Source organism: Mycobacterium sp. IDUB_19 (genome assembly GCF_055419445.1).
In genome coordinates this window covers 22,504-36,670 of sequence record NZ_JBVAXR010000042.1, presented here as the reverse complement: position 1 = coordinate 36,670, position 14,167 = coordinate 22,504, and the positions used below count along the sequence as shown (strand labels likewise).

The 14,167-nt window shown below is 65.5% G+C and carries 11 protein-coding genes and 1 riboswitch; of the genes, 4 read left to right on the top strand and 7 right to left on the bottom strand.

Features of this window, described 5'->3' with window-relative positions; translation table 11 throughout:
• The 4 genes from ACZY0B_RS23550 to ACZY0B_RS23535 all read right to left on the bottom strand — a co-directional run.
• Positions 1-1,295, bottom strand: a 1,295-nt coding sequence (locus ACZY0B_RS23550; protein WP_463766645.1) for an MFS transporter, incomplete at its 3' end; no start/stop codon positions are given.
• 137 nt (positions 1,296-1,432) lie between these two features.
• Positions 1,433-2,167 carry a class I SAM-dependent methyltransferase gene (locus ACZY0B_RS23545; RefSeq protein ID WP_463766646.1) on the bottom strand — a complete coding sequence of 245 codons (735 nt, stop codon included), beginning with the start codon at positions 2,165-2,167 and terminating at the stop codon, positions 1,433-1,435.
• Positions 2,164-3,303, bottom strand: a complete 1,140-nt coding sequence (metX, locus tag ACZY0B_RS23540) for a homoserine O-acetyltransferase MetX (RefSeq protein WP_463766644.1) — start codon at positions 3,301-3,303, stop codon at positions 2,164-2,166. Before metX ends, ACZY0B_RS23545 begins: the two co-directional genes overlap by 4 nt.
• A 10-nt stretch (positions 3,304-3,313) precedes the next feature.
• Entirely contained in the window at positions 3,314-4,678 is a 1,365-nt protein-coding gene (locus ACZY0B_RS23535; RefSeq protein ID WP_463766643.1) for a bifunctional o-acetylhomoserine/o-acetylserine sulfhydrylase, read from the bottom strand.
• 174 nt (positions 4,679-4,852) lie between these two features.
• A riboswitch (SAM riboswitch) is annotated at positions 4,853-4,974 on the bottom strand.
• 127 nt (positions 4,975-5,101) lie between these two features.
• Here ACZY0B_RS23535 and ACZY0B_RS23530 point away from each other — a divergent pair.
• Both ACZY0B_RS23530 and ACZY0B_RS23525 read left to right on the top strand, forming a co-directional pair.
• Positions 5,102-7,339 carry an NADP-dependent isocitrate dehydrogenase gene (locus ACZY0B_RS23530; protein ID WP_463766642.1) on the top strand — a complete coding sequence of 746 codons (2,238 nt, stop codon included), beginning with the start codon at positions 5,102-5,104 and terminating at the stop codon, positions 7,337-7,339.
• A gap of 26 nt (positions 7,340-7,365) precedes the next feature.
• Positions 7,366-8,598, top strand: a complete 1,233-nt coding sequence (locus ACZY0B_RS23525; RefSeq protein WP_463766641.1) for an NADP-dependent isocitrate dehydrogenase — start codon at positions 7,366-7,368, stop codon at positions 8,596-8,598.
• Here the strand turns inward: ACZY0B_RS23525 and ACZY0B_RS23520 are convergent.
• Positions 8,595-9,437: an alpha/beta fold hydrolase gene (locus tag ACZY0B_RS23520; RefSeq protein WP_463766640.1), complete on the bottom strand. Its 843-nt coding sequence runs from the start codon at positions 9,435-9,437 to the stop codon at positions 8,595-8,597. The genes ACZY0B_RS23525 and ACZY0B_RS23520 overlap by 4 nt on opposite strands.
• Positions 9,438-9,519: 82 nt before the next feature.
• Here ACZY0B_RS23520 and trpS point away from each other — a divergent pair, with 82 nt between their 5' ends.
• Both trpS and yhjD read left to right on the top strand, forming a co-directional pair.
• The gene (gene trpS / locus ACZY0B_RS23515) at positions 9,520-10,539 is read left to right on the top strand and encodes a tryptophan--tRNA ligase (RefSeq protein WP_463766639.1); all 1,020 of its coding nucleotides are present in this window, start codon (positions 9,520-9,522) and stop codon (positions 10,537-10,539) included.
• Positions 10,540-10,566: 27 nt separating this feature from the next.
• Positions 10,567-11,595 (top strand): inner membrane protein YhjD, encoded by a 1,029-nt coding sequence (gene yhjD, locus ACZY0B_RS23510; RefSeq protein WP_463766638.1) that lies wholly within the window; start codon positions 10,567-10,569, stop codon positions 11,593-11,595.
• A 21-nt stretch (positions 11,596-11,616) separates the two neighbouring features.
• Here yhjD and nagA read toward each other — a convergent pair whose 3' ends face one another.
• Both nagA and ACZY0B_RS23500 read right to left on the bottom strand, forming a co-directional pair.
• Positions 11,617-12,750: an N-acetylglucosamine-6-phosphate deacetylase gene (gene nagA / locus ACZY0B_RS23505; protein WP_463766637.1), complete on the bottom strand. Its 1,134-nt coding sequence runs from the start codon at positions 12,748-12,750 to the stop codon at positions 11,617-11,619.
• Positions 12,741-14,153: a sugar porter family MFS transporter gene (locus tag ACZY0B_RS23500; protein ID WP_463766636.1), complete on the bottom strand. Its 1,413-nt coding sequence runs from the start codon at positions 14,151-14,153 to the stop codon at positions 12,741-12,743. Before ACZY0B_RS23500 ends, nagA begins: the two co-directional genes overlap by 10 nt.
• Positions 14,154-14,167: the final 14 nt, after the last annotated feature.

Below are 14,167 nucleotides of genomic sequence, written 5' to 3'. Positions count from 1 at the left end.
GCGACTACTTTCTGAGTCGGACGAGTAGTCGTCAGCACCTCCGAAGCCATCGCCGTCGCGACGTCGCGTGGATAGCTGCGGCGCGCCGGGCACAACAGCAGCCCCGCGGCGACGATTAGCGCAGCCAGCATGATGAGGAAGGTGTCGGCCAACGCGCTTGCTGTGCTCCCCAGTGCCGTGGACACTGCGCCGAACACCATCGGCGCCACGCCCGTCGATATCGACACCAGTGTGCTGCGCACTGCTTCTGCGGTGCCCCACAGCCGGGAATGCACGATGTCCAGCCTCACCGCATTGAGCGGCGGGTTGACGCCGCCCATGGCGATCCCGGCGAGAAACGCGAATGTCAGCGCCAGCGGCAGGTTATCGGCGAGCAATGTCGGCAGGATGAACACCGCCGCCGCGAGAAAAGCCGCTCCGCCCACCACAATCCGTGCACTGAGGCAACCCCGGCTTGTCAGCCAGTCGGCGATGCGTCCGGTGCTGAGCACGCCGATCAGAGCGCCGACGCCAAGGACGGCGATCAGCATGGTCGCCACCGCCTGGTCGACCCGAAACCGGCAACACAGCAGTGCCACCCCGAAGGTGCTCAATCCGGTGGAGAAGAAGTAGCCGAACGACGACGCCGCAATCAGAACGACATTGGTACGGATCGAGAGCACCCAGCACAGCTCCCGCCAGACCGAGTAACGCCGCGCCTGGTGGCTGCGGCCGCCACGCAGCGGTTCGCGCAGCATCGTCGCCACTGCGACGGCCAGGCCGAACCCCACCATCGCCAGCCAGCCGAAGCCCAGCCGCCAGCTGAGGGCGCCGAGTTCCCCCGCGACCAGCAGCCCGACCGCCGTGCAGGTGCCCTCACCGGCGAGCACCAGCCCGTACACGCGGCCGCGCTCGCCGGGCCTGAAGTAGTCACCGACCAGCGAGGCGACCACCGGCCCGGAGACCGCGATGCCGGCGCCGAGGCCCACCCGGCAAGCCAGCAGCCAGCCGTAGTTGGGGCTGGCCGCGCTCAACACCATCGCCACCGAACACACCAGCAGCGCCATCCACAGCAGTCGAACCCGCACGGTGCGATCGGCGAGCGGCCCGGCCAGCAGTGTGGCCAGCGCACCGACGCCGGTCGACACGGTGACCAGCAGCCCGACCTGAATGTTGTTGATGTGCAATGACTGTGTGAGCGGGACAACCAGTGCGCCCACGGTTCCAGCATCAGCGCTTTGTAGCCCTACCACCAACGCGAGCAGCACGATTGGCTTCCACCGCTTCCGATATTCGGCCTCTGCGGCAGTCGGCACGGGCTCAAGATACCTTGCGGGGCAGCACCTTTAGCGCCGACGAAGGCGTGATTCGCGGCTCCCGCCCAACGTTAAGATGCAATTCCACTGCTGGATGTCGCGGGTCGGCGCTGTATTCACGCAAACCGATCGCGTCGTCAGCCGGCCAGCGTCGCCCGGATACACACGGTGACATACGGCATCGCCAAGCCGGACGAATTCGCCAGCGCCGGATGAGTGGCCAGCAACTCGCGCACCTGGTCAAGCGTCCGGGTGCGGACCTCGGCCGGCGAGGTGATGCAGTAGCTGCGCGACGCCACCAGGTCAATCAATGCTTGCGGCGTAAGGTAATTCGTCCATTCGACTTGATGGCGCTCGCGCTCGGCGAACGGAGCCGGCAGCGTCACGTCGAATCGGCGGCCATCGCCATCGCTGCCGATGATCTGGCCGAGCTCCCGCACCCAGCCGAGCCGCTCGTCGCGGGTGTTCCACACCAGGCCCAGCCGCCCCCCGGGCCGCAGCACGCGGGCTATCTCGGGGATCGCCCGTTCCGGATCCACCCAGTGCCACGCCTGGGCGACCAGCACAGCGTCAACGCTGTTGTCCTCCAACGGAATATCTTCGGCAGTGCCCAGTGCCGCGCGAGTCTCCGGCAGCGAGGCGCTCAGCACTTCGAGCATGTCCGGAATCGGGTCCACGGCCACGACGTCGAGGCCACGTTCCACCAGACGAGTGGTCAGCTTGCCGGTACCCGCACCCAGATCGAGCACCTGGCGCGCGCCGCGAGGCAACAGCCAGTCAATCGCCTCGGGTGGATAGGACGGGCGTCCACGCTCATAGGCGGCGGCCGCCGAGCCAAACGACAGGGAGCGGTCGTGGCCAGACCGGGTCACGGTTGGCACGCGTCTTCGTTTGCGGCCAAATCCAGCGTCTTGCGGATCAATTCGCCCACTGCCTCGGTTTCCACCAGAAAGCCGTCATGTCCGCAGAGGGAGTCGACAACCTGTAACTCGGCGCAGCCAGGCAGCAGCTCGGCCATCTCCTGCTGCAAGCGCAGCGGATAGAGCCGATCGGAGGTTATGCCGCCGACCACGGCCGGTACCGGGCACCTGCGCAACGCTTTGTCGACCCCGCCGCGGCCGCGGCCGACGTCGTGGCTGTTCAGCGTCTCGGTCAGGATCACGTAACTGCCGGCGTCAAAACGGGCCAAGATCTTGTCGCCCTGGTGTTCGAGGTAGCTCTGCACGGCGTAGCGCCCACCGTTGGACGGATCCTCTTCGCCTTGGCCGTCGTTGGCGAACCTGTTGTCGAGCTCGACCTCGCCGCGATAGGTCAGGTGGGCGAACCGGCGGGCGATCGCCAGGCCGGCATCCGGGGTGAGCCCGGTGTCGTGGTAATCGCCACCCTGCCAATTCGGGTCGGCCTTGATGGCCGCGATCTGGGTGGTCTGGGTGCCGATCTGGTCCGCGGTGGCACGCGCGCCGACGGCCAGCAGCAATCCGGCCCGGACCCGCTCGGGGTGGCCGACCATCCATTCCAAAGCCCGTGCGCCGCCCATGGATCCGCCGACGACGGCGGCGACCTGACTGATGCCCAGCGCGTCCAGCGCGGCGATGTCCGCCTGGACCTGGTCGCGCACGGTGATCAGCGGAAACCGGGAGCCCCACGGCTTTCCGTCTCGGGCAAGCGAACTCGGCCCGGTGGAACCGCGGCAGCCGCCCAGCACATTGGTGGCCACCGCACACCACCGATTGGTGTCAATCGGTGCGCCTGGGCCCGCGACTCCGTCCCACCAGCCGGGCGTGGGGTGCCCGGGCCCGGCCGGGCCGGTGATGTGGGAATCGCCGGTCAGAGCGTGCAATACCACCACCACGTTGTCGCGCGTCGGTGACAGCTCACCCCAGCGCTGCACGGCGATACAGACGTTGTCGATCACCGCGCCGCTCTCGGTGGTCAGCGAGCCGATGTCGACCAGGCCGACCTCGCCTTCGGCGGGCAGCGTTTGGGTGGGGACGTCGGAGATCGTCATGTCAATTACCTCAGAAGGCCGCCACGGTCTGCGGATCGCCACTGGCATCCGCGGGAGCACCGAATTTGCGTGCTGCGGCAAAGCCGAGCTCGAGGTCGGCCAGGATGTCGTCGATGCCCTCGATGCCGACGGCCAGCCGCACCAACCCGGGGCTGACGCCGGTGGTCAGCTGCTCGGCGGGGCTCAGCTGGGCGTGGGTGGTCGACGCCGGGTGAATCACCAGCGAGCGCACATCGCCGATGTTGGCGACGTGGCTGTGCAGTTGCAGCGCGTTCACGAACGCCTTCCCGGCTTCGACTCCACCGGCCAGCTCGAACGCCAGCACAGCGCCGGTTCCCTTGGGCGCCAACTTCTTTGCCCGCTCGTGCCACGGCGAGCTGGGCAGCCCCGCGTAGTTGACCGACAGCACGCCGTCGTGACCCTCGAGGAATTCCGCGACCCGTTGCGCGTTGGCGACATGGCGCTCGATCCGCAGGCTCAGTGTCTCGAGACCTTGGGCCACCAGGAACGCGTTGAACGGTGCGGCCGCAGACCCGAGGTCGCGCAGCAACTGCACGCGCGCCTTGAGGGCGAACGCCGGCGGTCCCAGCTCGGCGAACACCACGCCGTGGTAGCTGGGGTCGGGTGTGGTGAACCCGGGGAAGCGGCCTTGTGTCCAGTCGAAGGTGCCGCCGTCCACGATGACCCCGGCGATCGCGGAGCCGTGTCCGCCCAGGTACTTGGTTGCAGAGTGCACCACGATGTCGGCGCCCTGCGTGAACGGCTGGATCAGGTAGGGCGTGGCGATGGTGTTATCGACGATCAGCGGTATGCCGTTGGCGTGGGCCACGCCGGCGACCCCTGGGGTGTCCAGGATGTCGATCTGCGGATTGGAGATCGTCTCGGCGAAGAAGGCCTTGGTGTTGGGCCGAACGGCCGCCTGCCAGGAGTCCAGATCGTCGGGATCCTCGACGAAGCTGACGTCGATACCGAGCTTGGCCAGCGAGTAGTGGAACAGGTTGTACGTGCCGCCGTAGAGGCGCGGACTGGACACGATGTGATCGCCGGCACATGCGAGGTTCAATATGGCGAATGTCTCAGCAGCCTGTCCGGAGCTCAGGAAAAGGGCCGCGACGCCGCCCTCGAGCGCGGCGATGCGCTGTTCGACGACATCGGTGGTCGGGTTGCCGATCCGGGTGTAGATGTTGCCCGGGACCTCGAGCCCGAACAGGGCCGCGGCGTGGGTGGTGTCGTCGAAGACGTACGACGTGGTCTGGTAGATCGGCAGGGCCCGCGCGTGGGTGGTCGGGTCGGGCTGCTGGCCGGCGTGAACCTGCTTGGTTTCGAAGGACCAATGCGCAGTCGGGTCGCTGTCGCTGTTGGTATCGGCGCTCATGAGCGGGGCTTTCTGCTGGAAGGGGGCGCATCGAGGTGCTGGTAGCCGCCCGGGACGCCACCATCTATGACGTCAGCCGGTGACCGGTGGTTCAGCACCGACACATGATGAGACGCGGATGAGAGGGGTGGCTGCACATCACGTTCCCTGTCTACTCAGGGGCCCGTCATGGCGGACCCGCGCTTGCCGGATAGCCGGTTCTGTGGCTACTCAACCTGGTCATCACCCGGGGCACCCCACCGCGGTTGGAGGGTTGCCGGCCAGCAAGCCGGGGCTTGATGCTGGCGCTCATGACCGATACAAAGACTATCTTATTGAGCCAACTCCGTGCCAATGCCAGGTCGACACCTGCTCAAACGCCCTTGATACCGTGGCAAAGGTAACGCTGAGCCCCCCAAAATCTGATCGGGAGAGGGACCGTCCGTGAGCGCCGAACAGCCGACCGTCATCTACACGCTGACCGACGAGGCGCCTTTGCTGGCGACCTACGCCTTCCTGCCGATCGTGCGGGCCTTCGCCGAGCCGGCGGGCATCGAGATCAAGACCAGCGACATCTCCGTCGCGGCCCGGATCCTCGCCGAGTTCCCCGAGCACCTGACCGAAGAGCAGCGGGTTACCGACAACTTGGCCGAACTGGGCCGGCTGACGAAGCTCGCCGACACCAACATCATCAAGCTGCCGAACGTCAGTGCCTCGGTGCCCCAGCTGGTGGCCGCGGTCAAGGAGCTGCAAGGCAAGGGATACAAGATTCCGGACTATCCGCAGAGCCCGAAGACCGACGAGGACTTCGAAATTCGCGACCGCTATTCGAAATGCCTTGGTAGTGCCGTCAACCCGGTGCTGCGCCAAGGCAACTCGGACCGCCGTGCCCCCAACGCGGTCAAGGAGTACGCGCGCAAGCACCCGCACAGCATGGGGAAGTGGTCACAGGCGTCGCGCACTCACGTCGCGACCATGAAGCACGGCGACTTCTACCACGGCGAGAAGTCGATGACGCTGGACCGCGCGCGCAACGTGAAGATGGAACTCGAGACCAAGAGCGGCAAGAAGATCGTGCTCAAGGGAATGGTGTCACTGCGCGAGGGCGACATCATCGACAGCATGTTCATGAGCAAGAAGGCGCTCTGCGAGTTCTATGAAGCAGAGATCGAGGACGCCTACAAGACCGGCGTGATGTTCTCGCTGCACGTCAAGGCGACGATGATGAAGGTCTCCCACCCCATCGTCTTCGGTCACGCCGTCAAGGTCTTCTACAAAGACGCATTCGCCAAGCATCAGGCGGTCTTCGACGAACTCGGCGTCAACGTCAACAACGGATTGGCCGATCTGTACCAGAAGATCGAGGCGCTGCCGGCGTCGCAGCACGACGAGATCATCCGCGACCTGCACGCCTGCCACGAAAACCGTCCCGAGCTGGCCATGGTTGATTCGGCCAAGGGCATCACCAACTTTCATTCGCCCAGCGACGTGATCGTGGATGCGTCAATGCCGGCGATGATTCGCGCCGGCGGCAAGATGTACGGCGCCGACGGCCGGCAGAAGGACACCAAGGCCGTCAACCCTGAGTCGACTTTCGCCCGCATTTACCAAGAGATCATCAACTTCTGTAAGACGCATGGGCAATTCGATCCGACCACGATGGGCACCGTGCCCAATGTCGGTTTGATGGCGCAGCAGGCCGAAGAGTACGGCTCGCACGACAAGACGTTCGAGATCCCCGAGGACGGCGTCGCCAACATCGTCGACCTCGACACCGGGGAAGTCCTGCTGACCCAAAACGTGGAAGCCGACGACATCTGGCGCATGCCCATCGTCCGCGACGAAGCGATCCGCGACTGGGTCAAGCTCGCCGTGACCCGGGCGCGAAACTCGGGCATGACGGTGGTGTTCTGGCTGGACACCGAACGGCCGCACGAGGTCGAATTGCGCAAGAAGGTCAAGGAGTACCTGAAGGAGTACGACACCGACGGCCTGCAGATCCAGATCATGCCGCAGGTGTGGGCGATGAGGTACACCATCGAGCGCGCCATGCGCGGGCAGGACACCATCGCCGCGACCGGAAATATCCTGCGCGACTACCTCACCGACCTGTTTCCGATCCTGGAGCTGGGCACCAGTGCCAAGATGCTGTCCATCGTGCCGTTGATGTCCGGCGGCGGAATGTATGAAACCGGGGCGGGCGGTTCGGCGCCCAAGCACGTCCACCAACTTCTCGAGGAGAATCACCTGCGTTGGGACTCCCTGGGTGAGTTCCTGGCTCTGGGAGCGTGTTTCGAGGATCTCGGAATCAAGACCGGCAACGAGCGCGCCAAGATTCTGGGCAAGACGCTCGACGCGGCGATCGGCAAGCTGTTGGACAACAACAAGAGTCCGTCGCGCAAGGCCGGTGAACTCGATAACCGCGGCAGCCAGTTCTACCTGGCGCTGTACTGGGCCCAGGAACTTGCCGCGCAATCCGACGACGAAGAGTTGCGCACTCACTTCGCCGCGCTGGCCGATTCGTTGGGCCAGAAAGAGGAGGTCATCGTGGCCGAACTCGCAAAGGCGCAGGGCGAGGCGGTCGACATCGGCGGCTACTATCGGCCGGACAGCGAGAAGACGACCGCGGTGATGCGACCGAGCAAGACGTTCAATGAGGCGTTAGCGGCTGCGCAGGGGTGACGCCGTGAGGGAGGATTCGGACAACGATGTCCAATGAACCCAAGATCAAAGTCAAAGGCCCCGTAGTCGAGCTCGACGGCGACGAGATGACCCGTGTCATCTGGAAGCTGATCAAGGACATGCTGATCCTTGCGCACCTCGACATAAACCTGGACTACTACGACCTCGGCATCGAGCACCGCGACCGCACCGACGACCAGGTGACGATCGACGCGGCGTACGCCATCAAGAAGCACGGCGTGGGCATCAAGTGCGCGACGATCACCCCGGACGAGGCACGCGTTTCCGAATTCAACCTGAAGAAGATGTGGCTCTCGCCGAACGGAACGATTCGAAACATTTTGGGCGGCACTATCTTCCGCGAGCCGATTGTGATCTCGAACGTGCCTAGGCTGGTTCCGGGCTGGACGAAGCCGATCGTCATCGGCCGTCACGCATTCGGCGATCAGTACCGGTCGACTAACTTCAAGGTCGAGAAAGCCGGCACTGTGGCAATAACTTTCACGCCGTCGGACGGCAGCGAGCCAATCGTGCACGAGATGGTGTCCATCCCCGAGCACGGTGGCGTGGTGATGGGGATGTACAACTTCAAGGACTCCATCCGCGACTTCGCGCGGGCGTCGTTCGCGTACGGGCTGAACGCCAAATGGCCGGTGTACCTGTCCACCAAGAACACCATCCTCAAGGCCTACGACGGCATGTTCAAAGACGAGTTCCAAGCCATCTTCGACGAGGAGTTCTCCGAGCAGTTCGAAGCCGAAGGCCTGACCTACGAGCACCGGCTGATCGACGACATGGTGGCCGCCTGCCTCAAGTGGGAGGGCGGCTACGTGTGGGCGTGCAAGAACTACGACGGCGACGTCCAGTCCGACACGGTCGCGCAGGGCTACGGCTCGCTGGGCCTGATGACCTCGGTGCTGATGACGGCCGACGGCAAGACCGTGGAGGCCGAGGCCGCACACGGCACCGTCACCCGGCACTACCGGCAGTACCAGGCCGGCAAGCCCACCTCGACCAACCCGATCGCCTCGATCTTCGCCTGGACGCGGGGGCTGGCGCATCGCGGCAAGCTGGACCATACGCCCGAGGTGATCGAGTTCGCCCAGATGCTCGAAGAGGTCGTCATCGCCACCGTCGAGAGCGGGAAGATGACCAAGGACCTTGCCATCCTGATCGGTCCCGACCAGAAGTGGCAGCAGAGCGAGGAGTTCTTGCAGTCGATCGCCGACAATCTGGATAAAGCGCTGGCGCGGGCCTAACTCGCAGGTGGGTCGACAGCCCGTACCGGGCGGGTGCAGTCGTCGAGGAAGCCCGCGACCACGTCGGTCACCCGTTCCGGCGCCTCGAACATCGGGACGTGCCCCACGCCGTCGAGCTTGGTGACCCGGTGGCCTTCCGGCAGGTGGTGGGTGAAATGTCGGCTGAACCTGGGTGCTGGCAAGATCCGGTCCTTCTCGCAGATCACCAAATGGGCCGGGACGGCGTTCTGCGCGACCTCCCGCAGGCCGTGCAGCAGCAGCGCCTTGACCAGGAGCTGGAAATAGGCCGGGCAGTGTGCCACGTCGTCGATGATGCCGCTGAGTTTGCGCTCGCTGACCCCTTCCGGCGATGCGCTGAGCGCGTAGGTCGCCAACGGGCGGCTGTACGGCAGCTGCAGCACCCGCGGACCGAACAGGTAAGCGAACACCAGCAGCGGGATACCCAGCAGGAACTTGGCGATCACCTCGAATTTGGCCGGGCTCCATCGGGTCCACCCGCCGGCCGGGGCAATGCCGGTGACGCTGCGCGCCCGGCCGCGCCGTTCGAGCTCGAATGCGACCCAGCCGCCCAGTGAATTGCCGACGATGTGTGCGGTTTCCCAGCCCAGTTCGTCCATTTGCCGCTCGACGTGGTCGGCCAGCACCGCGGAGGACAGAAACCAGGTGCCGGCCGACGGCCCGCCGTTGTGACCTGCCATGGTCGGTGCGAACACCTCGTAACGGCCGGTGTCGGCCAGCTGCTGCGCGACGTCCTCCCAGACCGTCTGGGAGAGCAGGAATGGATGCAGCAGCAGGACCGGCTCTCCAGAACCCAGGTGGATCGGCGTGCGAGTGGTCATGCAGCCGACATTAAATGCGGTACCGCCGGTACCGCAAGCGAGGGCGCGACGGGGAAGCCGCGCGTGAAAAGATCGGGACATCATGAGCACCGCTACCGGACCCCGCCGGATTTTCTCCGGCGTGCAGCCCACGTCTGATTCGCTTCACCTCGGCAACGCGCTGGGCGCGATCACCCAGTGGGTCGCGCTGCAGGACGACTACGACGCGTTCTTCTGCGTGGTGGACCTGCACGCGATCACCATCCCGCAGGATCCCGAGGCGCTGCGACGCCGGACTCTGGTCACCGCCGCCCAGTACCTGGCGCTGGGGATCGACCCCGCCCGCAGCACCGTCTTCGTGCAGAGCCAGGTGCCCGCGCACACCCAGTTGGCGTGGGTGCTGGGCTGCTTCACCGGCTTCGGGCAGGCGTCGCGGATGACGCAGTTCAAGGACAAGTCACAGCGTCAGGGCAGCGACTCCACCACCGTCGGCCTGTTCACGTACCCGGTGTTGCAGGCCGCCGACGTGCTGGCCTATGACACCGATCTGGTTCCGGTGGGTGAGGACCAGCGCCAGCATCTCGAGCTGGCGCGCGACATCGCCGAGCGCTTCAACGCCCGCTTCCCGGACACCTTCGTCGTCCCCGACCTGCTCATTCCCAAGGCCACCGCCAAGATCTACGACCTAGGGGACCCGACGTCCAAGATGAGCAAATCGGCGGCCACCGATGCCGGGTTGATCAACCTGCTCGACGATCCAGCGTTGTCCGCCAAGAAGATTCGCTCGGCCGTGACCGACAGCGAGCGCGAAATCCGCTTCGACATCGAGGTCAAGCCGGGCGTGTCGAACCTGCTGACCATCCAATCGGCGGTCACCGGAACCGATATCGACAAGCTCGTCGACGACTATTCCGGGCGTGGCTACGGCGATCTGAAGAAGGAGACCGCCGAGGCCGTCGTCGAGTTCGTCGCTCCGATCAAGGCCCGAGTCGACGAATTGACGGCGGATCTCGCCGAATTGGAGTCCGTGTTGGCGGCCGGCGCGGAGCGCGCCGAGGAAGTGGCCGGAAAAACGGTCCAACGGGTTTACGATCGGCTGGGGTTCCTTCCGCAACGGAGGTAGGGCCCGTTTTTAAAATGGGAGCCGCAGATGGGTGAGCCGGCCAAGCCAGGATTCCTTGACCGGTTGCGGGCCCGGTTCGGATGGCTCGACCACGTGATACGTGCTTACACACATTTCGACGATCGCAACGGCGGCTTCTTGGCGGCCGGCCTCACCTACTACACGATCTTCGCGCTATTCCCTTTGTTGATGGTCAGTTTCGCGATCGTCGGCTTCCTGCTGGCTCGGGATCCACCGCTGATCGACACCATCGACCGCCACATCCGGGAGACGGTCTCGGGTGCGCTCGGGCAGCAGTTGGTGGACTTGATGAATTCGGCGATCAACGCGCGCGCGTCGGTCGGTGTCATCGGTCTGGCCACCGCCGCCTGGGCCGGCCTTGGCTGGATGTCACACATGCGCGGAGCGGTGACCGAGATGTGGTGGGACGAGCCCATCGAATCAGCGGGCTTCGTGCGCGACAAGCTGTCCGATCTGGCCGCGATGGTGGGCACGTTCATGATCACCGTCGCCACTCTGGCGCTCACCGCACTGGGGCACGCGGCGCCGATGCGTGCGGTGTTGAAATGGATTGGTGTACCCGATTTCTCGGTGTTCGGCGAAATCTTCAGGGGCGTTTCGATATTGGTGTCGCTGCTGGTGTCGTGGATGCTGTTCACCTGGATGATCGGCCGGCTGCCACGACACAAGGTCAACCTGGCCAACTCGGCTCGGGCGGGCCTGCTCGCGGCGATCGGGTTCGAGCTGTTCAAGCAGGTGGGCTCGATCTACCTGCGAGTCGTGTTGCGCAGCCCTGCGGGAGCGACATTCGGGCCGGTGCTGGGTTTGATGGTGTTCTCTTACATCACCGGGTATCTGGTGCTCTTCGCCACTGCTTGGGGCGCGACCCTTTCCAGCGATCCGCGCAGCAAGTACGCCCGCCCGCCGGCGCCCGCGATCATCGCCCCGCGGGTACTGCTCGACGAGGGGATCAGCACACGTCAGACGCTGACCGCGATGGCGATGGGAGCCGTTGGTGCGCTGGCCTTCTCCCGACTGACCCGCTGGCTACGCTAGCTTTCGCAGGTATGACGCACTCTAGGGCGCTCGCCAGACGCCCTGGGCCATAACGGCCGTAACCCGCAAATCGCGATCCAGCACAACAAGATTGGCGTCGTATCCGACCTGCAGGACGCCCACCCGCTCGAGGCGCAGCGCCCGCGCCGGCGTCGTCGAGGTCATCTGTACCGCGGCGGCCAGCGCGGCATCGGCGTCCTGGCCCAGCCGCGAAACCGTGCGGAACAGCTGATCCATCGTCGCGGTGCTGCCGGCGATCGTCGAGGTTGCGTGCACCCTGGCGACACCGGACTGTACGTCGATCGGCACGGCCCCAAGCTGATACGTTCCGTCGTCACTGCCGGCCGCGGCGATCGCGTCGGTGATGACGGCCACCCGGTCCGGCCCGGCCGCCCGGACAACCGCGTGCACCACGGCGGGGTGCACGTGTACGCCGTCGGCGATCAGCTCGACGGTCACATCGGGGTGCTCCAGCAGCGCCAGTGCCGGGCCGGGCTCGCGATGGTGCAGGGGCGGCATCGCGTTGAACAGATGTGTGCCGACCGTGGCGCCCAGCGCGATCGCCTGTTGGGTGCGCTCATAGGTCGCATCGGTATGTCCCACGGCGACAACAATCCCCGCGTCCGCAAGACGCCGGATCGCCTCGCCGCTCCCGGGGCGTTCCGGGGCGAGGGTGACCATCCGGATCGCGCCCTCGCCGGCGGCGAGGACGTCGTCGATCTCGGCGGGTTCGGGATCGCGCATCTGAGTGGGGTCGTGTGCGCCGCAGCGTGCCGTGGACAGCCACGGCCCCTCCAGGTGAATGCCCGCGACGGTGCCCTCCCGGGTGGCATCGGCCAGGGCGCGCACACCGGCGATCAGTGTGTCGGGCGCGGCGGTGACCAGGCTGGCCAGCGTCGTGGTGGTGCCGTGTCGTTGGTGGAACCGCGCGGCTTGCGCGATGTGTTCGGCGTCCAGGTAGGAGGCTCCGCCGCCGCCGTGCACATGCATGTCGATAAACCCGGGCACCACAAGGCAATCCGGGAAATCGCGGTCGGGTTGCCCGGGCGGTGCACCCGCGGCGCAGGCGAGGATCTGTCCGCCCGAGATCTGCAGCCAACCCGGTCGGCAGATCCGGCCATCGAGGACGACGGTGTCGGCGCGGATCAGGGGCACGGGTCTTCCCAGCGGCCTCCGTTTTCCCAGAAGTGCCTGATCTCTTCGAGCTGGCGCCCCTTGGTCTCGGGCGCATACCGGTAGACGAAGCCGAACGCGACGACTGCGAGTACCCCGAACACCGCGAAAGTGCCTGCGCCACCTAGTGAATGCAGCATGGTCAAAAAGACTGCCGCGACGATCGCGTTGGCGATCAAGTTGGAGGTGAGCATGGTGCTCGACCCGATGGATCGCAGCCGCGTGGGGAAGCTCTCGCTGGCGTACACCCAGCCCAGGGAGCCGAAGCCCAGGGTATAGCCGATGATGAACAGCAGTATGCCGGCAAACCCGAGAAACGCGCCGCCGATGCCCTGGGCGAACACGGCTGTCAGCACGACGTCGGCGACGATCATCATGGCGATGCCGCACAACAGGATTGGGCGCCGGCCCACCCGGTCGACGAGTGTCAGCGCGGCGCCCACCGCTCCCAAACCGGCGACCTGAACCAGTGCCGGCAACCCCAGCAGCGCGAAGTTGCCGGTGAATCCCATCGCTTCGAATATTCGGGGGCTGTAGTAGATGATCGCGTTGATGCCGGTGATCTGGATCAGAAAGCCGAGCGTGATCACGAACAACGTGGCCCGTAAATACGGCGGTCGCAGCATCTCGGATATGCCGCCACTGCCTTCGCTTACCGCGCGGCCGATCTCGGCAAGCTCCTCGTCGGCGTTCGCGGCGGGCTCCACCCGCAGCAGCGCGCGGCGGGCGTCATCGACCCGCCCTTTGAGCAGGTACCATCGAGCAGTGTCGGGCAGCCGAATCACCAACGGCAGCAACAGCATCACCGGCACAACTGCCAGCCCGAACATCAATCGCCAGCTGTGGGTACCGGCCAACAGGTAACCGGTGAGGTACCCGACGATGAGTCCGCTGACGATCGCCAGTTGATAGGTCGTCAGCAGCGCGCCACGCACCGCCGCCGGAGCCGATTCCGCCACGTAAACCGGGACGACCACCACCATCACACCGATGGTCACACCCAGCAGCAGTCGTGCCGCCAGCAGCATCGGCAACGACACTGAGGCTGCACCGAGCAGCGCGAACGCCGCGTAAGCCACCAGGATCAGCACGACCGATTTTTTTCGGCCGATCGCATTGGCGAGCACGCCGGCGCCGAGCGCTCCCGCTATCTGCCCGACCACCACCATCGTCGTCAGCAGTTCTTGTTGGGATGTGGTGAGTTTGAAATCCTCGGTGACGAACAGCTGCGCTCCGGCGATGATGGACAGGTCGTACCCGTAGATGAGGCCGACGCTGGCGCCGGTGAGCCCGACCCGCGAGGAACCGCTTCGCCGACCGGCTTCAGTCATCTCGGTGAGTTTAGTGCCGCGGCATCGTGGCCTTGTCCCCCGATCGGGGGACAAGCAATTCCACCCGC

What these genes read in the sequence shown, in the direction of transcription:
- metX (WP_463766644.1), bottom strand. Translation starts at nt 3,303, where the DNA reads ATGACGATCTCCGACGTCCCCACCCAAACGCTGCCCGCCGAAGGCGAG.
- ACZY0B_RS23535 (WP_463766643.1), bottom strand. Translation starts at nt 4,678, where the DNA reads ATGAGCGCCGATACCAACAGCGACAGCGACCCGACTGCGCATTGGTCC.
- ACZY0B_RS23525 (WP_463766641.1), top strand. Translation starts at nt 7,366, where the DNA reads ATGTCCAATGAACCCAAGATCAAAGTCAAAGGCCCCGTAGTCGAGCTC.
- ACZY0B_RS23520 (WP_463766640.1), bottom strand. Translation starts at nt 9,437, where the DNA reads ATGACCACTCGCACGCCGATCCACCTGGGTTCTGGAGAGCCGGTCCTG.
- trpS (WP_463766639.1), top strand. Translation starts at nt 9,520, where the DNA reads ATGAGCACCGCTACCGGACCCCGCCGGATTTTCTCCGGCGTGCAGCCC.
- yhjD (WP_463766638.1), top strand. Translation starts at nt 10,567, where the DNA reads ATGGGTGAGCCGGCCAAGCCAGGATTCCTTGACCGGTTGCGGGCCCGG.